The organism is Methylobacillus methanolivorans, assembly GCF_044751345.1.
In the GTDB taxonomy this organism is placed as follows: Bacteria; Pseudomonadota; Gammaproteobacteria; order Burkholderiales; family Methylophilaceae; genus Methylobacillus; species Methylobacillus methanolivorans.
Genome location: NZ_JBIWXY010000001.1, coordinates 1801802 through 1826012 on the forward strand (window position 1 = coordinate 1801802; position 24211 = coordinate 1826012).

Genomic DNA, 24211 nt, shown 5'->3' on the forward strand with positions numbered 1-24211 from the left:
GCGGTATTACTTGATTTCAGCCTTAGCGCCAGCTTCTTCCAGCTTCTTAGCAGCAGCTTCAGCATCAGCCTTGGAAACGCCTTCCTTAACTGCCTTAGGAGCAGCGTCAACCAGGTCCTTAGCTTCCTTTAGGCCCAGGGAAGTCAGTTCGCGAACTGCCTTAATGACGTTCACTTTGTTGTCGCCAGCAGAAGCCAGGATAACGTCAAACTCAGTCTTTTCAGCAGCGCCAGCACCAGCGTCGCCGCCAGCTGCAGGAGCAGCTACTGCAACAGCAGCTGCAGCTGCGGATACGCCAAACTTCTCTTCCAGATCCTTGATCAGTTCGGACAGTTCGAGAACGGTCAGGGACGCAATAGCGTCAAGAATTTCTGCTTTGGATAATGCCATTTGTTAATACTCCTGATAAATATAATATTGATTAGGCTGCTTGCTTTTGATCGCGCACTGCAGCAAGACCACGTGCAAACTTTGTAGGCACTTCGTTGAGTGTACGTACAAACTGTGCAACAGGCGCTTGCATCGTGCCGAGCAACTTGGCCAGCAACTCTTCGCGGCTTGGCAGGGTAGCCAGGGCTTGTACAGCCTTAGCATCCAGAACCTTGCCTGGCAGAGCACCAGCCTTGATAACGAACTTGTCATTGGCTTTGGCAAAATTGTTCAATACCTTTGCCGCAGCAACTGGATCGGTAGAAATACCGAATACCAATGGGCCAACCATGTCGTTTGCCAGACCAGAAAACTGTGTGCCGTCGACAGCGCGACGAACCAGCGTGTTCTTCAGAACACGCAGGTAAACACCAGATTTTCTAGCTTCGGCGCGCAACTTGGTCATGTCGCCCACTTCGATGCCACGATACTCAGCAAGAACAATTGCCTGAGCCTGAGCGACTTGCTCGCTAACCTCAGCAACTACTGCCTTTTTCTGCTCAAGATTAAGACTCAAGGTCTTCTCCTTCCGTTAATTAAGCATTTGTAGCAAGCCACAAACACCTTCCCACGGCGACCTTTCATCAGGAATAAAAATCCTGTTCCGGGTAACGCCATCTGCGTAGGACTTGGCTAGAATTTTGCCGCCATTAAGCCAGCGATGGCTCCTACGGTCTTTGATAACCCCATGGCTCACGCCATGGGCCCAAAGTTCTTTGCGGTGCCAACTTCGAAGTTGGCACCAAATTTATTAAGCCAGGTTTGACTGGTCTACACGCACACCGGCACCCATGGTGCTGGAAACGGAAACCTTCTTCAGGTAAACACCCTTGGAAGAAGCAGGCTTTGCCTTGTTCAATGCATCAACCAGAGCAGCCAGGTTTTCTTTCAGTGCATCTACACCGAAGGAAGCACGACCGATAGTGCAATGTACGATACCACCCTTGTCGGTACGGTATTGGACTTGACCAGCCTTAGCATTCTTGACTGCGGTAGTCACGTCTGGAGTCACAGTACCAACCTTAGGGTTAGGCATCAGACCACGCGGGCCCAACACTTGACCAAGGGTACCAACGATACGCATCGCATCTGGCGTTGCAATTGCAACGTCAAAGTCCAGCATACCGCCCTTAACCTGCTCAGCCAGATCTTCAAAACCAACGATATCAGCACCAGCAGCCTTGGCAGCTTCAGCAGCAGCACCCTGTGCGAACACGGCGATACGCTTGGTCTTGCCTGTACCATGTGGCAACACCAGCGCACCACGCACCAATTGGTCAGACTTACGTGCATCAATACCCAGATTAATAACAGCGTCTACAGACTCGTCAAACTTAGCAGTTGCTGTTTCCTTGACCAAAGTCAGGGCTTCAGCCACTGGATATACCTTGTTACGATCAACCTTGGCGCGCAAGGCCTCGATACGCTTAGAAACGTTAGCCATTTACACACCCTCCACTTCAATACCCATACTGCGTGCGCTACCAGCGATGGTGCGTACTGCAGCGTCCAGATCAGCCGCTGTCAAATCAGGGGCCTTGGTCTTGGCAATCTCTTCGGCTTGAGCACGAGTGATCTTGCCAACCTTGTCTGTATGAGGACGCGGGGAACCCTTGTCGATCTTGGCTGCCTTCTTGATCAGAATGGTAGCTGGAGGAGTCTTCATCACGAAGGTGAAGCTCTTATCCGCAAACGCAGTGATCACGACAGGAATAGGCAAACCTGGTTCCAGGCTTTGAGTTGCTGCATTAAATGCCTTACAGAACTCCATAATATTCAGACCACGCTGACCCAATGCAGGACCAACTGGGGGACTTGGATTGGCTTTACCTGCAGGAATCTGCAGCTTGATATAGCCGATAACTTTCTTTGCCATCTTAAACTCCTAATTTGGGTAATAACGCTTGCTCACACAAGCTCCCCATCCACATCGATGTGATGCAAAGCACCACGCCAAACACTCCAAAACTCTGGAGTGCAAAAAGCCGCATCTTGCCATCAAGGCAAGACACAGCTCAAAATTCTTAAACTTCCTTTTCCACCTGGCTGAAATCCAGCTCTACAGGTGTCGCACGACCAAAGATGACTACCGACACACGCAGCTTGCTCTTTTCATAGTTGATATCCTCAACACTGCCAGAGAAATCCTTGAACGGGCCATCAATCACACGCACAGATTCACCCTTATCAAAGGTCATCTTCTGTGTAGGATTGCTCTTACTCTCATCCATACGCTGCAGGATGATTTCAACTTCCTTATCCTTAATTGGGGTTGGCTTTTGCGCAGTACCACCGATAAATGCAGTCACGCGAGGCGTACTCTTCACCAAGTGCCAACTCTCATCACTCATCTGCATCTGAACCAGCACATAGCCTGGATACAGCTTACGCTCGGTAATACTCTTGACGCCGTTTTTCATTTCAACGACTTCCTCAACAGGCACCAGAATATCGCCGAACAAATCACCCACATCAGAACGGGCAATACGCTCTTCCAAACCTTTTTTGACTGACTTCTCAAATCCAGAGAAAGCCTGCACGGCATACCATCGCATATTACTCATCAAGCGCCCCTCCCCATCAACTGCTTCACAGCCCACATGAAGCCAACATCAACCATCCAGAGGAAAATGGCCATTACAATCACTAACCCAAACACTGCAGCAGTAGTCTGTATTGTTTCCTTACGGGTCGGCCAGACAACCTTACGTGTTTCAACTACGGCCTCACGCGCAAACGCAAACGCACCCTGCCCAGTCGAGGTTGTTTTCAGCACAAGCAGTGCAACAATAATCCCCGCCAAAAAGGCCAGAATACGCACCACCAACGCCTGATCAGCCAACAAATAAAAGCCGGCAACCCCAGCAGCAACCAGCAGCAGGGAAATTACCAGCTTAATCTTCTCGGTCATATTTTGCACTTAATATAATGGCAGGCCAGGAGGGCCTCGAACCCCCAACCCTCGGTTTTGGAGACCGATACTCTGCCAATTGAGCTACTGGCCTGTAACGCTTTACCAACAAAGGTCGCATACTTATATTAAGTACACGACCCGAGGAGATATTACTCTACGATTTTAGCCACAACGCCGGCACCGACGGTACGACCACCTTCACGAATCGCGAAGCGCAGACCTTCTTCCATCGCGATTGGTGCGATCAGGGCAACAGTGATGGAGACGTTGTCGCCTGGCATCACCATTTCGGTACCTGCTGGCAGTTCTACTGCACCTGTTACGTCAGTGGTACGGAAGTAGAATTGTGGACGGTAGCCGTTGAAGAATGGAGTGTGACGACCACCTTCATCTTTACCCAATACGTAGATTTCAGCAGTGAACTTGGTGTGTGGCTTGATAGAACCAGACTTCGACAACACTTGACCACGCTCAACTTCTTCACGCTTGGTACCACGCAGCAGTACACCAACGTTGTCTCCCGCTTGACCTTGGTCAAGCAGTTTGCGGAACATTTCAACACCAGTACAGGTGGTCTTGAGGGTTGGCTTCAGGCCAACGATTTCGATTTCATCACCAACCTTGACGATGCCGCGCTCTACACGACCAGTCACCACGGTACCACGACCGGAGATGGAGAATACGTCTTCAACTGGCATCAGGAAGGTGCCGTCAACAGCGCGCTCTGGTGTTGGGATGTAGCTGTCAAGTGCTTCAGCCAGGCGGAAGATAGCAGGTTCGCCGATATCCGATTGGTCGCCTTCCAGCGCAAGCTTAGCAGAACCCTTAACGATAGGAGTGTCATCGCCTGGGAAGTCGTACTTGGAGAGGAGCTCACGCACTTCCATTTCTACGAGCTCGAGCAGTTCTGCGTCATCTACCATGTCAGCCTTGTTCAGGAAGACGATGATGTAAGGTACGCCAACTTGGCGAGCCAGCAGGATGTGTTCACGTGTTTGTGGCATTGGGCCGTCAGCAGCAGACACTACCAGGATGGCGCCGTCCATTTGGGCTGCACCGGTAATCATGTTCTTGACGTAGTCGGCGTGGCCTGGGCAGTCAACGTGGGCGTAGTGACGAGTTTCTGTTTCGTATTCTACGTGTGAGGTGTTGATGGTGATGCCACGTGCCTTTTCTTCTGGCGCGTTGTCGATCTGGGAGTAGTCTTTGGCTTCACCACCAAATTTCTTGGTCAATACAGTGGTGATCGCTGCCGTCAATGTTGTCTTACCATGGTCAACGTGACCAATCGTGCCTACGTTGACGTGCGGCTTCGTCCGCTCAAATTTACCTTTTGCCATTTCCGTTTCCTTTAACCGACTTTATCAAGTTAATGAGTGCGTTTAATATCCAAGCACCAAATGGTGCCCATGGCGGGAATCGGACCCGCGACCTCTCCCTTACCAAGGGAGTGCTCTACCACTGAGCCACATGGGCAATTCTTAAATTCTGATTTTGAATTGGAGCGGGCGACGAGGTTCGAACTCGCGACATCTTGCTTGGAAGGCAAGTGCTCTACCAACTGAGCTACACCCGCACATCTAACCAGAAATCTATGCCCTGGCCCCAAATTCTATGCTGGTGGAGGGGGAAGGATTCGAACCTTCGTACTCTGAGAGAACGGATTTACAGTCCGTCGCCTTTAACCACTCGGCCACCCCTCCAAACAGAACCCGGGATTATGCGTATATTTTGACTTAGTGTCAAACGCATTTTGAAAGAAATGGTGCCGGATGTCGGAATCGAACTGACGACCTTCGCATTACAAGTGCGCTGCTCTACCAACTGAGCTAATCCGGCACAACTAAAACCTGTTACTTCACCACCCTTAACGATGGCTTTTTGACCACTGGCACATCAGAAGAGGCAACCACCCCACCGTCAGCACCTTGAGTATTTTTTTCGTCCGGATCCTCAGGCGAATCCACATCAAAAAACATACCCTGATTATTCTCGCGAGCAAATATTCCTCGCACCGCATTCATCGGCACATACAACTCATTCGATGCACCGTTGAAACGGGCTGAGAATGTAACAGCATCAGCGCCAATATGCAAACCTTTTGTAGCACTGTAATTAATATTTAGCACAATTTGCCCATCTCTTACGTAAGCCATGGGCACTACAGTTTGCGAATTGACAGCAACCAACAAGTGCGGAGTCAAACCATTATCCGTACACCACTCATGAATAGCGCGCACCATATATGGTTTGGTTGAGGTAATTTCACTCATTTCCCCACCTACTTGCGCATTGCTTTTTCAGAAGGTGTCATTGCTTCAATGTAAGCCGGGCGAGAGAATATACGTTCTGCGTATTTTAGTAAAGGGGCTGCTTGCTTTGGAAGCTCGATACCATAATGCCCCAATCGCCAGAGCAACGGTGCAATGGCAACATCCAGCATAGAAAACTCATCCCCCAAAATATATTCCTGACGACTAAACAGCGGCACGATCTGGGTCAGATTATCCCGAATCGTCGCACGCGCCTTATCTGCCGCCTTAACATTTCCCGATTCAATATCTGCAATATGGCTAAAGAGTTGCTCTTCAAAGTTATGCAAGAACAAACGGGCACGGGCACGCATTACAGGGTCAGCCGGCATCAGTTGCGGATGAGGGAAACGCTCATCAATATATTCATTGATGATATTGGCTTGTTCAAGCACCAAATCACGCTCAACCAATACAGGCACGGTGTTGTGCGGATTGATGACCGCCAAGTCTTCCGGCTTGTTCGCCATATCCACATCAATCACCTGAAAATCCATGCCCTTTTCGAACAACACGATGCGGCAACGATGGCTATAAGGACAGGTAGTACCGGAATACAAGGTCATCATAATTCATATCTCACTTGAAGAATGCCCGACAGGCAATGTGAAACCCATCGGATAGTAGAAAGGCCATGACCAAACGCAACGCGCCCAGTCAAGCAAGGGCAGAATTCTACAGAAATCCCAACAAAAATGAAACAATTAGTTAAATTTAAACTTAATAATCATTGGGTTATATTGGATTTTCTATATCAATAAACTCATATTCCAAGGCAAATTTCTCTGCCAGATGCCGCCCCAACATCTCCACACCATAGCGTTCGGTAGTATGATGCCCCGCTGCAATGTAGGCCACGCCAGTTTCCTGCGCCAAATGAAACACCTGCTCGGATACTTCCCCACTGATATATACATCAACACCCAGCGCGATAGCAGCCTCAAAATAGCCTTGCGCCCCACCACTACACCAGGCAATACGCCGTATTTTCCTCTGAGGCTCACCAAATATCTGTGGCGTGCGTTGCAACTTTACCGCCAGCACATCGGCAAACTCAGCCAATGTACTTTCCTTCATTAATGAACCATACGCGATCAGGCCTTGCTCACCCGTCCAACCTTCTATTGCAACATTCATGATTTGTGCCAGCCTGGCGTTATTACCCAGCTCCCGATGAGCATCCAACGGTAAGTGATATGCCAGCAAACTCATGTCATGCTGCAGCAAGAACTTCAATCGCGCATGTTTAACACCCGTTACCACAGGGGATTCGTTACGCCAGAAATATCCATGATGAACCAAGACAGCATCAGCACCGGCCGATTTTGCAGCCTCAAGCAAAGCCATACTGGCCGTCACTCCGGATACCAGCTTCCTGACTTCATCACAACCTTGCACCTGTAATCCGTTCGGACAATAATCCTTGAAGCGCTCTACCTCAAGAAATTGTCCGGTATAATTAACCAGCTCTTTCAATTTCATTGACATCTCCAACATTTAGATTCGCAACGTCGACATCAACATGCGCAAACTCTGGCTTATTTTTGCACAGACCGTCACTATCAGTCTCGCTGCTCTTTTCGTAGTGCAATTGTTCTACCCACAACTTCTGCCCCTGAATGAAAAATCAGCGACCTCAATCAAAGAAGCGCCTTCTCAAGCTGAAGACAACCACACACAACCAGGCTCTTATCGCCATGCGGCACAAGCAGCAATGCCTAGCGTAGTCAATATCTTCACCTCAAAAAAAGCGAATCAACCCTCCGCTAACCCATTCATGGATGATCCTTTGTTTCGCCACTTTTTCGGTGATCAAATGGACGAACAACAAAGCCAACGCGAAAATAGTCTAGGTTCCGGCGTCATTGTCAACAGTCAAGGGCTAATCCTGACCAATCACCACGTGATTGAATCTGCAGATGAAATCGAAGTTGCCTTACCGGATGGCAGGACCTTTCCCGCACGCATCGTCGGCACAGACCCTGAAACCGACCTTGCTGTCCTGAAAATCAATGTCCGCAACCTGCCTGCAATTACTTTTGCCCAACCAAGCAATCTCAGTGTAGGAGATGTTGTATTGGCGATTGGCAATCCTTTCGGTGTTGGACAAACCGTTACTCAGGGCATTATTAGCGCACTTGGTCGCAGTCATCTCGGAATTAACACCTTTGAGAACTTTATTCAGACCGATGCCCCGATCAACCCTGGCAATTCCGGTGGCGCACTCATTGATACCGAAGGCAATTTGGTCGGTATCAATAGCGCAATCTACTCACGTAGTGGCGGCTCCATGGGTATAGGGTTTGCTATCCCTGTGAGTCTAGTCAAGCAAGTCATGGAGCAAATTATCCGCCAGGGTAGTGTCACTCGTGGCTGGATTGGTATAGAAGCACAAGACATCACACCGGAGCTGGCCGAGTCCTTTCACTTGAAGCAAGTACGAGGGTCTCTGGTAGCTGGCGTTGTACGCGGCGGACCTGCGGACAAGGCGGGATTACGGCCCGGGGATATCTTGCTTGAAATTGATGGCAGAGAAGTCATCGACAGCTCGACCATGCTGAATGTGATCTCCAATCTCAAACCGGAGAAAAAGGTAATGATCAAGCTCGCCCGCAATGAAAACGAACTTACATTACCGATCATGATAGGCAAACGCCCCACACCGCAACTGGCACGTAACCGGGAATAGCTCATCAGTCTAGCGTCAAGGATCCAGCCCGGAGGCAACAACTTAATGCAGTTGTTGCCGACTTTTTCTCTGTATCAGGCTTGCAACTAGAATCCCCACCTCATATAGCAACCATAAAGGCACGGCCAGCATTACCTGGGAAATCACGTCAGGCGGGGTAAAAATCGCCCCCAGGACAAATGCGCCAACGATGACGTAAGAGCGCGCCTCGCGCAGTGAAGCGACACTCACAATGCCAGCACTCACTAACAACACTACAGCCACCGGCACCTCAAACGCCAAACCAAAAGCAATAAATAAGGTAATGGCAAAATCTAGGTATTTCCCTATGTCCGTCATGACAGCCACTCCCTCTGGAGCTGTATGTGTAATAAAACCGAACACGACAGGAAAAACCAGGAAATAGGCAAACGCCATACCAAGCAAGAATAGCAGGGTACTCGCAAACACCAGCGGCCCAATCAAGCGTCGCTCATGAGTATAGAGACCGGGGGCGACAAATGCCCATATCTGGTACAAGGTATGCGGCAACGAAATCATGAAAGCTGCTAGCAGGACGACTTTCATCGGTACAAAGAATGGTGTTGTCACATCCGTGGCAATCATCTGCCCACCCACAGGCAGGCTTTGTAGCAGAGGCTGCGCCAGGAAATGATAAATATCGTTAGCAAATGGGAACAGCACCAGTGTAATCAGGACGATCCCGATCATGATGCGCAGCAGACGATCACGCAACTCAATCAGGTGCGAGACGAAAGTATCAGAGGGATTATTCAATCTGGTATGCCGCGATTTTTTGGACCATCCTCCACAGGATGATCATGGACTTGAGACTCTAGGCTATCTTGGGCAGAAGAGGCCATTTGCTGCACCTCCTGCTCTATATCAGTTCCCACCTGCTTCAAGGCAGACTCGGCATCGCGCATATCAGACTGCAATCGCTGCAACTCTTCAAAGCGTAATTCCCGACTGATATCCGACTTGACGTTATTGACATAACGCTGCACCCGCCCTAACAGTAGACCTACTGTGCGGGCAACCTTGGGGAGTTTTTCCGGACCAATGACCACAAGTGCCACGATCCCGATCACCACCAGTTCTGAAAAAGCAATATCGAACACAGGCGACTCGGAATGCTACTGCTTTTCCTTGTGTCTGATATCGTTGTCTACTGTCTGCCCCTTGGCATCATCATCAAGCGCAGCATTGCCAGATTTACCTTGATTGACTGCTTCCTTGAAGCCCTTGACCGCACCACCGACATCGCTACCTAAATTACGTAAACGCTTGGTGCCAAAAATCAGAACCACGATCGCAAGCACGATCAACCAATGCCAAATGCTGAATGAACCCATCGCCAGTCTCCTAATGTCAAACTTTTGGCAAGGTGTCGCCACCACCAAATACGTGAATATGCAAATGAAAGACTTCTTGCCCACCTTCGCGACCAGTATTGATCATGGTACGAAAGCCCTTCAAGCCCAACTGCGCAGCAAGCTTGGGGGCTAGCAACATTATCTTGCCAAGTAAGACCTGGTGCAAAGCATCGCAGCTAGCCAAGCTCTCCACGTGGACTTTCGGCACGATCAGAAAATGCACGGGGGCAATAGGACGAATGTCGTGAAAAGCAATGACTTCATCATCCTCGTAGAACTTATTGGAAGGAATATCATTCGTCACTATCTTACAAAAAATACAATCAGCACTCATCTGATATTCCACTCCAATACAAAACGCTTATTTCTCACTCTACCGGACGAGAGGCCTTCTCTTCAAGCCCAGACAAGCCTTCGCGCCTAGCCAGCTCTTTCAGCACATCCTGAGGACCTAAGCCTGCATGGGCCAACATAACGAGGCTATGAAACCAGAGATCAGCCGTTTCATAAATGATCTGATCCGCATCGCCATCTTTGGCAGCAATAATCGTCTCAGCCGCTTCTTCGCCTACCTTTTTCAAGATAGCATCCAGGCCTTTTGCATATAGCTTGGCGACATAAGATGACTGCGGATCTGCACTTTTGCGCTGTTCCAGCAACTCAGCTAATCTATCTAGCACGTCACTCATGGTGATAAATATCCTCTGGATTCTTGATAACCGCTTGGTCAACAATCCAATGTTCCTGTTCCAACTTCTGGAAAAAACAATTATGGCGCCCGGTATGGCAAGCGATACCACCCACCTGCTCCACTTGAATCAGGATGACATCTTCATCGCAATCCAATCTGATTTCATGCACTTTCTGCACATGACCAGATTCCTCGCCTTTATGCCAGAGCCTGCCTCGCGAACGTGACCAATAAACAGCTTGCTGGGTTTCAGCAGTGAGGCGCAATGCTTCGCGATTCATCCAGGCAAACATTAATACCTTGTTGGTCCCGACTTCCTGAGCAATCACAGGCACCAGACCATCTTCGGTCCATTTAACATGCTCCAGCCATTGCATGCTCATAAGCGCACCTCGATCCCATGCTCTCGCATATATTCCTTGGCTTGACGCACGGTATATTCGCCATAATGAAAAATACTGGCAGCCAGCACCGCATCTGCCCCACCTTCTTTCACGCCTTCAACCAGGTGCACTAGGTTCCCCACACCACCGGAAGCAATAATGGGCACATCCACAGCCTCACTGATTGCCCGATTCAGCGGGAGATTGAAACCCATTTTAGTACCGTCACGATCCATGCTGGTCACTAGCAACTCGCCAGCACCCAGCTCTACCATCTTGCGCGCCCAATCTACCGCATTCAGACCAGTGGGATTGCGCCCACCGTGGGTAAATATCTCCCAATGGTCTCCAACCTGCTTGGCATCAATAGCCACGACTATGCACTGCGAACCGAATCGACTGGCAGCATCTGCCACCAATTGAGGATTTGTCACTGCGGCAGTATTAATGCTGACTTTATCCGCACCAGCATTGAGCAATCGACGGACATCTTCCACCGCCCGCACACCACCGCCCACCGTCAATGGAATAAATACTTGCGAAGCGACTTGCTCGATGATGCCAAGAATTAGTCCACGATTGTCAGAACTGGCGGTAATATCCAGAAAAGTCAATTCATCCGCGCCCTGCTCATCATACCGGCGCGCAATCTCCACGGGATCGCCAGCATCACGCAGTTCCAGGAAATTCACCCCCTTGACCACGCGGCCATTGGTGACATCCAGGCAAGGAATGATGCGCTTGGCTAAGCTCATGCCTGACTCAATTCATCCGCGAGCGCTTGGGCCTCGGTAAAATTCAAAGTGCCTTCGTAAATAGCACGACCTGTAATCGCACCCATTACACCCTCACTCTCAACCTCAACCAGACGCCGCACATCATCAAGATTGGTGACACCGCCACTGGCGATCACTGGAATAGTCAGCGCTTGGGCTAATGCCACGGTCGCCTCAATATTGACACCAGTTAGCATGCCATCACGCCCAATGTCGGTATAAACCACGGCTTCTACACCGTAATCCTCGAACTTCTTGGCAAGGTCGATGACGTCGTGGCCGGTCAGCTTGGACCAACCATCGACCGCAACCTTGCCATCCTTGGCATCTAACCCGACCATGATCTGGCCAGGGAAAGCATAACAGGCTTCATGCAAGAAACCTGGACTCTTGACCGCAGCTGTGCCCACGATCACATAGCTGATACCGTTATCCAAGTAACGCTCTATGGTCTCGAGATCGCGGATACCGCCACCCAACTGGATAGGGATATCGTTACCCACGGCTTGCACAATCGCCTTGATGGCATCTTCATTCACAGGCTTGCCGGCAAACGCGCCATTCAGGTCAACCAAGTGCAATCGCTTGCCGCCTTGGTCAACCCAATGTCTGGCCATGGCACCGGGATCTTCGGAAAACACCGTGGCATCTTCCATTAAACCTTGTTTTAAACGAACACAATGACCATCTTTCAGGTCGATAGCAGGAATAATCAGCATGATATTGACGAATTAACGATTAAAACACCCCGTCCCACTGGACGAAGTTTGAAAGAAGTTGAAGGCCAGCATGATGGCTCTTTTCCGGATGAAACTGCACCGCGAACAGGTTGCCATGGGCAATAGCACTAGTAAAGCGCTTGGGATATTCGCTATATCCCGCAGCCAAACTGGCATTTTCAGGAGCCACATAATAGCTGTGCACATAGTAAAAGCGCTCGCCATCCTCAATGCCATGCCATAGCGGATGAGCTATGCTTTGACGCACTTGGTTCCAGCCCATGTGTGGCACTTTGAGTTTAGCGCCATGCTCATCATGCATGTCGGCAGCGGCAAAGCGCTTGACCTGGCCCTTGAACAATCCCAACCCTGAGGCATCTCCCTCTTCGCTATGCTCAAACAATAGCTGCAAGCCAATGCAGATGCCCAGGAATGGCTTATCTGCTGCGGCAACCATCACCGCCTCGCGTAAGCCACGTGCCTCCAACTCACGCATACAGTCCGGCATGGCACCTTGGCCAGGAAAAACCACACGTGAGGCAGCAGCAATCTCTGCCGGGTCACTGGTCACAACAACGGTCTGGTTGGGCGCAACGTGCTCCAACGCCTTGGACACTGAGCGCAGATTGCCCATGCCATAATCAACAACGGCTATATCTGTCATGGTAAGTCGGTAGGAAACCGGAAATGTCTATAAACTGCCTTTGGTTGAAGGCATTATACCCACCATACGGGGGTCAAGTTCAACCGCAGCGCGCAAAGCACGGCCAAAAGCCTTGAAAATGGTTTCTGCTTGATGGTGCGCATTCTTGCCACGCAGGTTGTCGATATGCAGCGTAATCGCAGCATGATTAACAAAGCCCTGGAAAAATTCACGCACCAAATCAACATCGAATTCACCGATGCGAGCACGGGTAAAGTCCACGTTGAACTCCAGCCCTGGACGCCCGGAAATATCCAGCACAACGCGCGATAAAGCTTCATCCAATGGCACATACGCATGTGCATAACGGCGTATGCCCTTTTTGTCGCCTAATGCCCGGCTAAAGGCCTGGCCCAAGGCAATGCCTACATCCTCAACGGTGTGGTGAGCGTCAATATGCAGGTCGCCCTGACACTCAACATTAATATCCATCATGCCATGTCGGGCGATTTGATCCAGCATATGATCAAAAAAACCAACCCCGCTATTTAGCTTGGATACACCGGTGCCATCCAGATTGATGGCAACAGCAATCTTGGTTTCTAGAGTATTGCGGCTCACTTCAGCGTTACGCATGGCAGTCATTCACATCACAAATCATTGAGTCATAAAATCAAAACCGTTGCAAAACAGTCGATACAGTCTTGCAACGGTTCCAGACAAGCTAAATATCGGCATATCTACTGGATATGCCGCAAACAGCTTGATTAGCTGAACAGCTTCTTCAGCCAGCCGAACACACCACCACTGCTTTGGGTACCCTTAGCAGCAGCGCTGATTTCAGCAGCAGCAGCAGCTGGATCAGCCGCACCGTAGATAGCAGCACCAGCAACAACGATAGTCGCGCCTGCATCAACCACTTGCTTAGCAGTAGTTGCCTTCACGCCACCTGCAACGGAAATATCCACGCCCAGGTTCAGACCGGATACCAGACCCAGGTCAGCGAAAGGAGTTTGACCAGCGGCTTGTTGGTCCAGACCAGTGTGAACGCCAATGATGTGCGCGCCCAGCTTAGCAACTTCCTTGGTGCGAGCAGCCTTATCAACTACGTTGATCAGGTCGATCTGTGCCTTCTTGCCGTACTTGTTAGCTACATCAATTACACCCTTGATAGTGCCGATGTCAGCAGTACCCAATACGGTAACGATGTCAGCGCCAGCCTTGAAGAATGGCTCAGCTTCGTAGAAGCCAGCATCCATAGTCTTCAGGTCAACCAGGATCTTGTTGTTAGGGAACTTTGCGCGCAGAGTTTCCAGCAGTTTGATACCGTTGTACTTGATGCAGGGTGTACCAATTTCAAGAATATCAACGTGTGGTGCAACAGTCGTAGCAAGTGCTACGGTCTGATCGAAATCTAGTGAATCTAATGCCATTTGAACTAATGGTTTTGCCACGATGCTTCCTCCGCTTAATTACAGAATTATGATGTACTGACCGCGCTATGATACATTTTTTCCACGGATTAAGGGAAGTAATGGTGCACTATTCTCTTAATTTATCGGGAAATCAACGCCATAGCCCGCTAAATGCGCCAGTTTTTAAGGGGTTAAAATCTCTTTTAATGCATTAACCAGGGCTTGCGACTGCATATCAGTACCGATGGTAATCCTCAAGAAATCACTGATACGTGCAGGCTTGCTGAAATGACGTACGATGATGCTGCGTTCCCGCAAACTAGCAGCCAGCTCTGCTCCACTACGCGTGCCATGCCGGGCAAAAATGAAATTGGCCGCGGAGGGCAGGACGACAAAATCCAAGTCCTGCAAGTCGGCGATCAACGCTTCCCTGGTCGCCATGACTTTGCGACAAGTCTCTTCAAAATAGGCCTTATCCTCAATCGCAGCAACTGCGCCACTGATGGCAAAACGATCCAGCGGATAAGAGTTGAAACTATCCTTGACCCGGATTAGGGCTTCAATCAAGTGAGGCTGCCCAATCGCATAACCAACACGCAAGCCTGCTAATGAGCGCGCCTTGGACAAGGTATGGGTCACGAGCAGATTAGGATACTGCGCCACCAGGCCAACCGCAGACTCTGCGCCAAAATCGACATAGGCTTCATCGATCACCACGACCGACTCTGTATTAGCGTTAAGCAAGCGCTCAATCTCTGCCAGTGGCAAACCTCGGCCAGTGGGTGCATTCGGATTGGGGAAGATAATGCCGCCGTTCGGTCGCTGGTAATCAGCGATATTGATCTCAAAGTCTTCACCCAAGGCCACCGTTTGGTAATCTATGCCATACAAACCACAATAGACAGGGTAAAAGCTGTAGGTGATATCAGGAAACAGAATGGGCGCATCATGCTTGAGCAAGGCCTGGAAAGTATGCGCTAACACCTCGTCAGAACCATTACCGACAAACACATGGGTAGCAGGCACATCGTAAAACTGCGCCACCGCTTGCACCAAGCGCTCTGACGTTGGATCAGGGTAGAGGCGCAGACTATCACCAACTTCCGCCTCAAGTGCAGCAAACACCTTGGGGCTGGGCCCATAGGGATTTTCGTTGGTATTGAGCTTGACCAGATTCGCCAGTTTAGGCTGCTCCCCCGGGACATAGGGGGTTAGCTCATGAACAACCTTGCTCCAGAACTTGCTCAAGATCAGCCTTTCAAACGGAATTCAGCCGAGCGTGCATGAGCCTGCAAACCTTCGCCATATGCGAGGGTGGCAGCTACACGTCCCAACTTCTGTGCACCGGCGCTGGAGACCATGATCAGGCTGGAGCGCTTCTGAAAATCGTAAACACCTAATGGCGAGGAGAAGCGTGCAGTACGCGACGTCGGCAATACGTGGTTAGGACCAGCACAGTAATCGCCCAAGGCCTCGCAGCTATCTCGCCCCATGAAAATTGCACCGGCGTGACGGATTTTCTTGCTGTATGCCAGCGGCTCATCCACCGATAACTCCAAGTGCTCTGGCGCAATATAGTTGGCAATCTCTGCCGCCTGTTCCAGATCCTGTACCTTGATCAAGGCGCCACGGTTTTGTAGCGACGTACGGATGATTTCCTTGCGCGGCATTTCCTCCACTAGTTTTTCAATGCTGGCTTGCACGGCATCAAGGAACGCGGCATCAGGTGAAAGCAAGATGGCTTGCGCCAATTCGTCGTGCTCGGCCTGGGAGAACAAGTCCATCGCCACCCAGTCCGGGTTGGTCTTGCCATCGCAAATAACCAGGATTTCAGAAGGGCCTGCCACCATGTCGATACCCACTACGCCAAATACACGACGCTTGGCGGCGGCCACATAGGCATTACCGGGGCCAACAATCTTGTCGACTTGTGGTACGGTTTCCGTGCCATAAGCCAATGCACCCACCGCCTGGGCACCGCCGATACAGAATACACGGTCAACACCACAAACAGCGGCAGCCGCTAGCACCAGTTGATTCTTCTCACCACCTGGTGTCGGTACCACCATGATGAGCTCTTGCACACCTGCCACCTTGGCAGGGATGGCATTCATCAAGACGGATGACGGATAAGCCGCTTTGCCACCCGGCACGTAGAGACCAACACGATCCAAGGCCGTCACCTGCTGGCCGAGCAAAGTGCCATCTTCCTCGGTATAAGTCCAGGAAGCCATCAGTTGCTTCTCGTGATAAGTGCGCACACGTTCAGCGGCCTGTTGCAGCGCATCTCGCTGCTCAGCAGGCAATCCGGCCAGCGCGGCTTGCAACTCATCATGAGCAATCTCAAGCTGCGACATTGATTGTGCAGCTTGCGCATCCAGACGATCAAAGCGCTGGGTATATTCCAGCACCGCAGCATCACCACGCGTTTTGACATTGCGCAGGATATCGGCCACCACGTTGTCTATTTGGTCATCTTGCGCGGTCTCGAATGCAAGCAAGGCCTTCAGGTCTTGATCAAAGCTCGCATCGTTAGTAGAAAAACGTCTGATATTCATGATTTCAACCTGTTATTGATTGGCCGCCACGGCCTTGGCAAATGCATCCATGATAGACTGCAACTGGTCGCGCTTGAGTTTGAGCGACGCCTGGTTCACGACGAGACGCGAACTGATGTCGGTAATTTCTTCCACCGCCTTGAGATTATTGGCACGCAACGTGCCGCCAGTGCTCACCAAGTCCACGATAGCATCAGCAAGGCCTACCAAAGGCCCCAATTCCATAGAGCCATAGAGCTTGATCAGGTCAACATGCATGCCCTTGGCAGCAAAATGTTCACGGGCAGTCTTCACGTACTTGGTCACCACCTTGAGGCGAGCACCACGGCGAATAGAACCGAAATAATCAAAATCCTCGCGCACCGCCACCATCATGCGACAACGTGCAATGTTCAGATCCAGTGGCTGGTACAAGCCATCCCCGCCATGCTCATCCAGTACATCCTTGCCAGCAATGCCCAAATCGGCAGCGCCGTATTGCACATAGGTTGGCACATCAGTGGCGCGTACGATGATCAGGCGCACATCAGGGCGATTGGTCGGGAGGATCAGCTTGCGGGATGCTTCGGGATCTTCAAGCGCGGTAATACCCGCCGCCGCCAGCAAGGGCGTGGTTTCCTCGAAAATGCGACCCTTGGAAAGGGCGATAGTAATCATTGCTGTCTTTCTTGGTTATTTGACCCGCTGGATGTTTGCACCCAGTTGACCCAATTTTTCTTCCAGGCGCTCATAGCCACGGTCAAGATGGTAGATACGCTCAATCACCGTCTCGCCACGTGCCACCAGGGCAGCCAACACCAAACTGGCAGAAGCACGCAAATCAGTCGCCATAACGGTAGCTCCCTCAAGGAACTCACAACCACGCACAATCGCAGTATTGCCTTCCACTTCGATATTGGCTCCCAGGCGCTGCATCTCTTGCACATGCATGAAGCGATTCTCGAAAATCGTTTCCGTCACGGTGGCCACGGCATCCGCTACCGTATTCAAGGCCATGAATTGCGCCTGCATATCAGTCGGGAAAGCCGGATGTGGTGCGGTTCTGATATTGACAGATTTTAGCGCTCCCCGTTGCTGAAGCACACCCTGGCTTTTCACCGTAATACTATGACTGTCATATTCAATCTGCGCACCGCTCTCACGCAATTTGTCGATCACGGCATCCAGTAAATCGGCACGCGCATTGTTGAGCTTGACCTTGCCACCGGTCATCGCGGCAGCCACCATGTAAGTACCCGCTTCAATGCGGTCACAGACCACATCATGCTGGGCCTTATGCAGGCTGGCAACACCGGTGACAGTGATCACATCTGTGCCAGCCCCTTCAATCTTGGCACCCATCTTGATCAGACATTCGGCAAGGTCCACCACTTCAGGCTCACGGGCGGCGTTCTCCAGCACAGTGGTGCCCTCTGCCAGCGCAGCTGCCATCATGAGGTTTTCCGTCCCCGTCACGGTGACGATATCCATGAAGACGCGTGCGCCCTTGAGCTTGGCTGCCTTGGCTTCGATATACCCGTGCTCAATATGGATTTCCGCACCCATGGCTTGCAAGCCCTTGATGTGCAAGTCAACAGGGCGAGAGCCTATCGCACAGCCACCCGGCAACGAAACCCGGGCATGGCCAAATCGCGCAAGCAAAGGCCCCAGCACCAGAATGGAAGCTCGCATGGTCTTGACCATGTCGTAAGGTGCTTCACAGGTATGAATGTCGCTGGCATCCAGGCTCAAGCCAGCCTCACCTGCGGCCTCAATCTTGACGCCCATATGGGCAAGCAATTTACGCATGGTGGCAATGTCATGCAACTCTGGCACATTGCCTAATACCAACGGCCCATCCGTCAACAGCGCGGCACACAGAATGGGCAAGGCCGCATTCTTGGCACCGGAGACTGATATTTCACCATTTAAAGGGCTGCCGCCCTGGATGACTAGCTTATCCACGTGTTATGCCTGGGCTTCCTGCAATAGTTTTTGCAACTCACCTTGCTGATACAGGTCGCGCATGATGTCTGCACCACCAATGAATTCGCCATTGATGTACAGCTGCGGGATAGTCGGCCAGTTGGCATAGACCTTGATGCCCTCGCGGATGGCGGGATCAGCCAATACATCAATCGCGACAAAATCCTTCAGGCCACTGGCTTGCAGAATTTGTACGGCCAGGCCAGAAAAACCACATTGTGGGAATTTTGGACTGCCCTTCATGTAAAGCACTACCGGGTTGCTTGTTACCTGGCTCTTGATCAGTTCTTGCGTATCCATGTTGTTTCCTTCAAATAAAATCAGTTGCCATTACAGCGTGGCATTGAGTTTGGCCCAGGCTTCCGGGGTAAATGTACGCATCGACAAGGCATGAATCTCTTCGCGCATGCGCTCACCCAGCGCCTGATAAACCAGTTGGTGCTGTTGCACCATGTTCTTGCCCGTGAACAACGGGCTGACAATCACAGCCTCAAAATGCTGTCCGTCGTCACCCAGCACCTGCACATGATCGCAAGCCAGGCCCTGGGTAATGTAGTTTTTCAATGCTTCTGCACTTAACACGGTTCAGCCTCGCAATTTGTAGCCAGATTTCAGCATCTGTAAAGTAATGAATGATAGGGCAAAAAAGCATCCAGCCACAACGCCCAGGCTGATATAGGGCGAAATATCGCCAGTGCCGAAAAAGCCGTAACGAAAGCCATCTATCATGTAGAAAAATGGATTAAGGTGCGATACCTGCTGCCAGAATGGTGGCAAGGAGTGTATCGAGTAAAACACTCCTGACAGGAATGAAAGCGGCATGATGACAAAATTCTGGAACGCAGCCATTTGATCGAATTTTTCTGCCCAGATACCGGCAATGATGCCAAAAGTACCGAGCAAGCCACTGCCCAGCACAGCAAACGTCAATATCCAGCCTGGGTGTGTCACGGGCAGATCAATGAAGATCATAGATACCAGGTAAATACCCAAGCCGACCACCAAGCCCCGAATGATCGAAGCTGCCAGAAAAGCCAGATACATCCCCAGATAGGAAATCGGCGTCAGCAAGATAAAAATCAGGTTACCCATGACCTTGGACTGAATCAGGCTGGAGGAGCTATTGGCAAAGGCATTCTGCAATAGCGACATCATGATCAGGCCAGGAATAAGAAAAGCCGTGTAGCCCACTCCAGGGTACACCTGCACCCGCCCTTCCAGCACATGCGAGAAAATCAGCAGATAAAGCAATGCCGTCATGACCGGGGCTGCCACCGTCTGGAAGCTCACACGCCAGAAACGCAGCAACTCTTTCTTGAACAAAGTCCACGGGCCGCGCAGATTATGCTTGATCAGGCCGTTCATCAGCTCACGATCTCCACGAACACATCTTCAAGATCTGCTTCGATCAATTGCATATCCTCTACTGCCACACCTGCAAGCCGCAATTCTGCCAAGATGGATTCCAGTTGCGCGACTTCGGTCAGCGCCAGCACATAAGTATCGCCTTGCTGGTCACGCACCAGTGGCAGCAAGATTGCAGGCAAGGCAGCAGCAAGTTTGAGGCACAAACGCTTGCCGGGCACGCGATTCAAGAGATTGCGCGTGCTATCCAATGCAACGATTTCACCCTGCTTCATCATGGCAATCCGGCTACAGAGTGTCTCTGCCTCTTCCAGATAGTGGGTCGTCAGGATGATGGTGTGACCTTCGCGATTCAAGCGACGAATGAACTCCCACATGCTTTGGCGCAACTCGACGTCCACGCCCGCAGTTGGCTCATCCAACACGATGACGGGAGGCTTATGCGCCAAAGCCTGGCCGATCAATGCCCTGCGCTTCATACCTCCAGACAAGCGGCGCATATTGACATGCGCCTTGTCTGCCAGACCGAGTGATTCGATGATTTCATCCACCCAGGCATCATTGCTGCGCCCCTTGCCGAAGTAGCCAGCCTGGAAACGCAACATTTCACGCACATTGAAAAACGGGTCAAACACCAACTCTTGCGGCACCACCCCTAAGGCCTGTCTCGCTTGGGCATATTGGGTATTGACGTCAAAACCCATGACTTGCAATTGCCCGCTGGTAGGGCGAAGCAAGCCTGCCAACAGGTTGATCAGGGTGGATTTTCCCGCACCGTTCGGGCCAAGCAACGCAAAAAATTCGCCTTGCTTGATAGACAAATCTATCCCTTTTAGCGCATGTAAATCGCCAAAACGCTTGTGTACCTGTTGGATATTGATTGCGGGAATCATGAATAGAAATTGGGGCCGAAGCCCCAAAACTCAATGGCTGTGGCTAGTGCCTGATTGTGGAATCAGCGCTAACACGCCGTATAGCGTCGCCAAGCTGACAAGATTAGCCGGCAAATTAACCAGCTTGATATTGGCCTTGTTGGCGGCAGCATGACGTAGCCACTCAAAGATCAGGCTGAGTGCCACGGTATCGACCTCTGCCACTTGAGCAAGATCAACCTCCAGTTCAGCAGGCATCTGCAAGGCCTTGCTTTCAGCCAGCAACACATCTACCTGATTGATGGTCATCTCACCGCTGATTAGCCAGCGGCTTCCTTGTTGTTGAATCTGTGCCAAGTTCTACTCTTCGTTTACTTGTTGGATTCCTGATTCTTGGCAGCCAACTTCTGGATCAAACCATCCAGGCCACCTTGACGAATCTCGTTGCTGAATTGACCACGATAGTTGGTCACTAGGCTAACACCTTCAATCGTGATGTCATAAACCTTCCAGCTCTCGCCATTTTTTTCCAGGCTGTAATCTACCGCAACAGGCTGACCACCGGGTTGCAGAATCTGGGTTTTCACTGTCACATCGGTGTCGCTAGGCTGCGCACGGAATGGCTTGTATTCAATGGTCTGGTTGCGATATTTAGACAGCGCAGTGGCATAGGTGCGCAGCAACAAGCTACGGAACTCTTCCTGGAAAGCCTTCTTCTGCTCAGCTGAAGCCTTGCCCCAAGCCTTGCCCAGCACCAGGCGTGACACACGGTCAAAGTTAAAGTTAGGCAGGATCTTTTCTTCTGCCAATGCAAAAATCTTGCTTTGGTTACCGGCTTGGATGTCCTTATCCTGCTTCACAACGGCAAGCACATCTTCCGCTGTTTTCTTCACCAAGGCATCTGGCGCTATCTCTGCCATCGCCAGATTTGCGCAACCGACAAATGCCATTGCGGCCATCCACTTCATCATCTTTTGCATACTTACTCCGCCTCTTTAGTTATCGTTCGACTTACTTGTCGTCTGATTCCGATGCCTTGCTGTAGAGGAACTGGCTGATCATCTTTTCCAGCACTACAGCATCTTGTGTCTTGCTGAACTTGTCGCCATTCTTCAGCATCTTGTCATCACCACCAGCCTCCAGGCCGATGTACTGTTCGCCCAGCAAGCCAGCAGTATAGATGTTGGCAAACGTATCTTTGGGGAAAGGATACCGTTTGTCGACCTTGACTGTCACCAGCGCTTCATAAGTCTCGGGATCGAACTTGATACTGTCTACACGCCCAACTACCACACCAGCACTTTTCACCGGTGCACGTGGCTTGAGACTGCCAATATTCTCAAAAGCTCCCGTCACACTGTAGGTTTCCCCCAAGGTGGCGCTATTAAAATTACCTACTTTCAAAGCCAAACCAAACAGTGCAGCAGCACCTGCTGCAACAAAAACACCGACCCAAAGATCAATTGTTGTACGTTCCATCTTTTCTCCAGTGTGTTGCGTTTACGCAACAATCATGAACGAAGTCATTACAAAATCAAGACCCAACACTGCCAGTGATGAATTCACCACAGTGCGCGTCGTCGCACGGCTCACACCTTCCGCCGTCGGCGGCGCATCAAACCCTTCAAACAAGGCAATCATGGTACAAGCAATGCCAAACACCACACTCTTGATCACCCCATTCACAATATCTTCACGCCAATCCACACTAGCCTGCATTTGTGACCAGAAGGCACCTGCATCAACACCAATCAGTGGCACCGCCACAAGGTAACCGCCCAGTACGCCCACCATGGAAAACAAGGCTGCCAGCAAAGGCATTGAAATAACGCCAGCCCAGAATCGCGGAGCCACCACGCGCCCAACGGGACTCACCGCCATCATTTCCATGGCAGATAACTGTTCCGTAGCCTTCATCAGGCCGATTTCCGCAGTAATCGCTGTTCCAGCGCGACCCGCAAACAGGAGCGCAGTGACCACAGGCCCCAGCTCACGCACCAGCGACAAGGCCACCAATACACCGATGGCCTCTGAGGAGCCATACCGTTGCAAGGTGTTGTAACCCTGCAACGCCAACACCATGCCAACGAAAAATGCCGACACCAGGATAATAATCAACGACAGCACGCCCGTCGCATAAATCTCGCGTATGGTCAGGTGCAAGCGACGGAAGCTTTCGCCCGAGTAGATCAGCACATAAAAGAAAAAGCGCAAGCTGGAGCCAAAGCGCCAGATACGATCAATGACGCGGTGACCGATACCACGCAACACATTCGCCACAGCACTAAACATTCGCACTCCTCAAGATATCCTGCCTGTAGTCAGGGGCTGCATAGTGGAAAGGCACAGGACCATCCACTTCACCATGTACAAATTGGTGAACAAATGGCAGCTCGGATTTGCGCAAATCCTCTGGAGAGCCCTCTGCAGCCACCACACCATCAGCGACGAAATATACATAATCAGCGAAGGCAAACACCTCCTCCACATCATGCGTGACGATGATAGAGGTGGCACCCAGCGCATCATTGAGGCTGCGGATCAGGTTACAAGTTACCGCCATTGAAATCGGGTCCAAGCCGGCAAACGGCTCGTCATACATGATAATGGAAGGATCAAGCGCCACAGCACGTGCCAACGCCACACGCCGCGCCATGCCACCGGAAAGCTCGGTAGCCTTGAGATCACGAGCACCACGCAGACCAACTGCATTGAGCTTCATCATGACCAAGTCGCGAATCATGGACTCTGGCAGATCAGTATGCTCGCGAATAGGGAACGCAACATTCTCGTACACGGACAGATCAGTGAACAAAGCGCCCTGCTGAAACAGCATGCCCATCTTGCGGCGCAATGTCTGCAACCCTTTGCGATCCTGCTTGTGCACCACCTTGCCGGTCACGCGCACTTCACCACCCGATGGCTTCAACTGCCCACCAATCAGGCGTAACAACGTGGTCTTGCCACTGCCGCTCCCACCCATGATGGCCACCACCTTGCCACGTGGGAACTTCATATTGATTCCCTTGTGTAACAGGCGCGTCTTGTATCCAAAAGATAAGTTGTCGATTTCGACGATGTTGTCGCTCATGATCGCTACTTTT

At 51.0% G+C, this 24211-nt stretch carries 35 protein-coding genes and 5 tRNA genes; 1 reads left to right on the forward strand and 39 read right to left on the reverse strand.

The features are described 5' to 3' along the window. Positions 1–6: 6 nt before the first annotated feature. The 15 genes from rplL to ACIKP9_RS08520 all read right to left on the reverse strand — a co-directional run bounded on the left by rplL (position 7) and on the right by ACIKP9_RS08520 (position 7137). Entirely contained in the window at positions 7–390 is a 384-nt protein-coding gene (gene rplL / locus ACIKP9_RS08450; protein ID WP_230346612.1) for a 50S ribosomal protein L7/L12, read from the reverse strand. Between the two features lie 31 nt (positions 391–421). After that, the gene (gene rplJ, locus ACIKP9_RS08455; protein ID WP_230346613.1) at positions 422–946 is read right to left on the reverse strand and encodes a 50S ribosomal protein L10; all 525 of its coding nucleotides are present in this window, start codon (positions 944–946) and stop codon (positions 422–424) included. A 234-nt stretch (positions 947–1180) separates the two neighbouring features. After that, positions 1181–1873 (reverse strand): 50S ribosomal protein L1, encoded by a 693-nt coding sequence (rplA, locus tag ACIKP9_RS08460; RefSeq protein WP_025873088.1) that lies wholly within the window; start codon positions 1871–1873, stop codon positions 1181–1183. Beyond that, positions 1874–2305 (reverse strand): 50S ribosomal protein L11, encoded by a 432-nt coding sequence (gene rplK / locus ACIKP9_RS08465; protein WP_067267457.1) that lies wholly within the window; start codon positions 2303–2305, stop codon positions 1874–1876. It abuts the gene before it with no gap. Between the two features lie 148 nt (positions 2306–2453). After that, entirely contained in the window at positions 2454–2993 is a 540-nt protein-coding gene (gene nusG, locus ACIKP9_RS08470; RefSeq protein WP_230346614.1) for a transcription termination/antitermination protein NusG, read from the reverse strand. After that, the gene (secE, locus tag ACIKP9_RS08475) at positions 2993–3340 is read right to left on the reverse strand and encodes a preprotein translocase subunit SecE (protein ID WP_400881419.1); all 348 of its coding nucleotides are present in this window, start codon (positions 3338–3340) and stop codon (positions 2993–2995) included. Before secE ends, nusG begins: the two co-directional genes overlap by 1 nt. Before the next feature lie 18 nt (positions 3341–3358). Then, positions 3359–3434 (reverse strand) — tRNA-Trp (locus ACIKP9_RS08480). A 58-nt stretch (positions 3435–3492) separates the two neighbouring features. Further along, entirely contained in the window at positions 3493–4683 is a 1191-nt protein-coding gene (tuf, locus tag ACIKP9_RS08485; RefSeq protein WP_400881408.1) for an elongation factor Tu, read from the reverse strand. A gap of 61 nt (positions 4684–4744) precedes the next feature. Further along, positions 4745–4819, reverse strand: a tRNA-Thr gene (locus ACIKP9_RS08490). 24 nt (positions 4820–4843) lie between these two features. Continuing rightward, a tRNA-Gly gene (locus ACIKP9_RS08495) sits at positions 4844–4919 on the reverse strand. Positions 4920–4961: 42 nt separating this feature from the next. Further along, positions 4962–5046, reverse strand: a tRNA-Tyr gene (locus ACIKP9_RS08500). A 60-nt stretch (positions 5047–5106) separates the two neighbouring features. Further along, positions 5107–5182, reverse strand: a tRNA-Thr gene (locus ACIKP9_RS08505). 14 nt (positions 5183–5196) lie between these two features. Further along, positions 5197–5616 (reverse strand): ClpXP protease specificity-enhancing factor, encoded by a 420-nt coding sequence (locus ACIKP9_RS08510; protein ID WP_400881421.1) that lies wholly within the window; start codon positions 5614–5616, stop codon positions 5197–5199. An 8-nt stretch (positions 5617–5624) separates the two neighbouring features. Further along, positions 5625–6224 (reverse strand): glutathione S-transferase N-terminal domain-containing protein, encoded by a 600-nt coding sequence (locus ACIKP9_RS08515; protein WP_400881423.1) that lies wholly within the window; start codon positions 6222–6224, stop codon positions 5625–5627. Positions 6225–6390: 166 nt separating this feature from the next. Then, the gene (locus tag ACIKP9_RS08520) at positions 6391–7137 is read right to left on the reverse strand and encodes a Nif3-like dinuclear metal center hexameric protein (protein WP_400881425.1); all 747 of its coding nucleotides are present in this window, start codon (positions 7135–7137) and stop codon (positions 6391–6393) included. A 40-nt stretch (positions 7138–7177) separates the two neighbouring features. Between ACIKP9_RS08520 and ACIKP9_RS08525 the strand changes: the two genes are divergently transcribed. Continuing rightward, positions 7178–8344 (forward strand): Do family serine endopeptidase, encoded by a 1167-nt coding sequence (locus tag ACIKP9_RS08525; protein ID WP_400881427.1) that lies wholly within the window; start codon positions 7178–7180, stop codon positions 8342–8344. A 42-nt stretch (positions 8345–8386) separates the two neighbouring features. Here the strand turns inward: ACIKP9_RS08525 and tatC are convergent, their stop codons facing one another. From tatC to ACIKP9_RS08645, 24 genes are all read right to left on the reverse strand, one after another. Next, entirely contained in the window at positions 8387–9121 is a 735-nt protein-coding gene (gene tatC, locus ACIKP9_RS08530) for a twin-arginine translocase subunit TatC (RefSeq protein ID WP_400881429.1), read from the reverse strand. Then, positions 9118–9465, reverse strand: coding sequence for a Sec-independent protein translocase protein TatB (gene tatB, locus ACIKP9_RS08535; RefSeq protein WP_400881431.1), 348 nt, complete (start codon positions 9463–9465; stop codon positions 9118–9120). Before tatB ends, tatC begins: the two co-directional genes overlap by 4 nt. Before the next feature lie 15 nt (positions 9466–9480). Continuing rightward, positions 9481–9699: a Sec-independent protein translocase subunit TatA gene (tatA, locus tag ACIKP9_RS08540; protein WP_400881433.1), complete on the reverse strand. Its 219-nt coding sequence runs from the start codon at positions 9697–9699 to the stop codon at positions 9481–9483. 16 nt (positions 9700–9715) lie between these two features. Then, the gene (locus ACIKP9_RS08545) at positions 9716–10054 is read right to left on the reverse strand and encodes a histidine triad nucleotide-binding protein (RefSeq protein WP_400881435.1); all 339 of its coding nucleotides are present in this window, start codon (positions 10052–10054) and stop codon (positions 9716–9718) included. A gap of 34 nt (positions 10055–10088) precedes the next feature. After that, positions 10089–10409 (reverse strand): phosphoribosyl-ATP diphosphatase, encoded by a 321-nt coding sequence (locus ACIKP9_RS08550; protein ID WP_400881437.1) that lies wholly within the window; start codon positions 10407–10409, stop codon positions 10089–10091. Further along, on the reverse strand, positions 10402–10794 hold the full coding sequence (gene hisI / locus ACIKP9_RS08555) for a phosphoribosyl-AMP cyclohydrolase (protein ID WP_400881439.1): 393 nt from the start codon (positions 10792–10794) through the stop codon (positions 10402–10404). Before hisI ends, ACIKP9_RS08550 begins: the two co-directional genes overlap by 8 nt. After that, complete coding sequence (hisF, locus tag ACIKP9_RS08560; protein ID WP_230348091.1) at positions 10791–11549, reverse strand: imidazole glycerol phosphate synthase subunit HisF; 759 nt, start codon at positions 11547–11549, stop codon at positions 10791–10793. Before hisF ends, hisI begins: the two co-directional genes overlap by 4 nt. Beyond that, complete coding sequence (gene hisA, locus ACIKP9_RS08565) at positions 11546–12289, reverse strand: 1-(5-phosphoribosyl)-5-[(5-phosphoribosylamino)methylideneamino]imidazole-4-carboxamide isomerase (protein WP_230348092.1); 744 nt, start codon at positions 12287–12289, stop codon at positions 11546–11548. Before hisA ends, hisF begins: the two co-directional genes overlap by 4 nt. Before the next feature lie 19 nt (positions 12290–12308). Further along, complete coding sequence (hisH, locus tag ACIKP9_RS08570) at positions 12309–12953, reverse strand: imidazole glycerol phosphate synthase subunit HisH (RefSeq protein ID WP_400881442.1); 645 nt, start codon at positions 12951–12953, stop codon at positions 12309–12311. A 27-nt stretch (positions 12954–12980) separates the two neighbouring features. Further along, positions 12981–13568, reverse strand: a complete 588-nt coding sequence (hisB, locus tag ACIKP9_RS08575) for an imidazoleglycerol-phosphate dehydratase HisB (RefSeq protein WP_230348094.1) — start codon at positions 13566–13568, stop codon at positions 12981–12983. 131 nt (positions 13569–13699) lie between these two features. Continuing rightward, complete coding sequence (gene hxlA, locus ACIKP9_RS08580; RefSeq protein ID WP_230348286.1) at positions 13700–14365, reverse strand: 3-hexulose-6-phosphate synthase; 666 nt, start codon at positions 14363–14365, stop codon at positions 13700–13702. Positions 14366–14530: 165 nt separating this feature from the next. Further along, positions 14531–15595: a histidinol-phosphate transaminase gene (hisC, locus tag ACIKP9_RS08585; protein ID WP_400881444.1), complete on the reverse strand. Its 1065-nt coding sequence runs from the start codon at positions 15593–15595 to the stop codon at positions 14531–14533. Positions 15596–15597: 2 nt separating this feature from the next. Next, positions 15598–16905 carry a histidinol dehydrogenase gene (gene hisD / locus ACIKP9_RS08590; RefSeq protein WP_400881446.1) on the reverse strand — a complete coding sequence of 436 codons (1308 nt, stop codon included), beginning with the start codon at positions 16903–16905 and terminating at the stop codon, positions 15598–15600. Positions 16906–16917: 12 nt separating this feature from the next. Continuing rightward, positions 16918–17562, reverse strand: a complete 645-nt coding sequence (hisG, locus tag ACIKP9_RS08595) for an ATP phosphoribosyltransferase (protein ID WP_400881448.1) — start codon at positions 17560–17562, stop codon at positions 16918–16920. Positions 17563–17577: 15 nt separating this feature from the next. Next, on the reverse strand, positions 17578–18849 hold the full coding sequence (gene murA / locus ACIKP9_RS08600) for a UDP-N-acetylglucosamine 1-carboxyvinyltransferase (protein ID WP_400881449.1): 1272 nt from the start codon (positions 18847–18849) through the stop codon (positions 17578–17580). 3 nt (positions 18850–18852) lie between these two features. Then, positions 18853–19170, reverse strand: a complete 318-nt coding sequence (gene grxD, locus ACIKP9_RS08605; protein ID WP_400881451.1) for a Grx4 family monothiol glutaredoxin — start codon at positions 19168–19170, stop codon at positions 18853–18855. Positions 19171–19200: 30 nt separating this feature from the next. Further along, positions 19201–19452: a BolA family protein gene (locus ACIKP9_RS08610; RefSeq protein WP_400881453.1), complete on the reverse strand. Its 252-nt coding sequence runs from the start codon at positions 19450–19452 to the stop codon at positions 19201–19203. Positions 19453–19455: 3 nt separating this feature from the next. Further along, positions 19456–20235, reverse strand: coding sequence for an ABC transporter permease (locus ACIKP9_RS08615; protein WP_400881455.1), 780 nt, complete (start codon positions 20233–20235; stop codon positions 19456–19458). Next, on the reverse strand, positions 20235–21128 hold the full coding sequence (locus tag ACIKP9_RS08620; protein ID WP_400881457.1) for an ABC transporter ATP-binding protein: 894 nt from the start codon (positions 21126–21128) through the stop codon (positions 20235–20237). The genes ACIKP9_RS08615 and ACIKP9_RS08620 overlap by 1 nt, the downstream gene beginning before the upstream one ends. 30 nt (positions 21129–21158) lie before the next feature. Beyond that, positions 21159–21464: an STAS domain-containing protein gene (locus tag ACIKP9_RS08625; protein ID WP_400881459.1), complete on the reverse strand. Its 306-nt coding sequence runs from the start codon at positions 21462–21464 to the stop codon at positions 21159–21161. Between the two features lie 14 nt (positions 21465–21478). Next, entirely contained in the window at positions 21479–22078 is a 600-nt protein-coding gene (locus ACIKP9_RS08630; protein WP_400881919.1) for an MlaC/ttg2D family ABC transporter substrate-binding protein, read from the reverse strand. Positions 22079–22118: 40 nt separating this feature from the next. Continuing rightward, positions 22119–22586 (reverse strand): outer membrane lipid asymmetry maintenance protein MlaD, encoded by a 468-nt coding sequence (gene mlaD, locus ACIKP9_RS08635; protein ID WP_400881461.1) that lies wholly within the window; start codon positions 22584–22586, stop codon positions 22119–22121. A 21-nt stretch (positions 22587–22607) separates the two neighbouring features. Beyond that, positions 22608–23399, reverse strand: a complete 792-nt coding sequence (mlaE, locus tag ACIKP9_RS08640; protein ID WP_230348106.1) for a lipid asymmetry maintenance ABC transporter permease subunit MlaE — start codon at positions 23397–23399, stop codon at positions 22608–22610. After that, positions 23392–24198: an ABC transporter ATP-binding protein gene (locus ACIKP9_RS08645; protein ID WP_400881464.1), complete on the reverse strand. Its 807-nt coding sequence runs from the start codon at positions 24196–24198 to the stop codon at positions 23392–23394. Before ACIKP9_RS08645 ends, mlaE begins: the two co-directional genes overlap by 8 nt. Positions 24199–24211 lie beyond the last annotated feature (13 nt).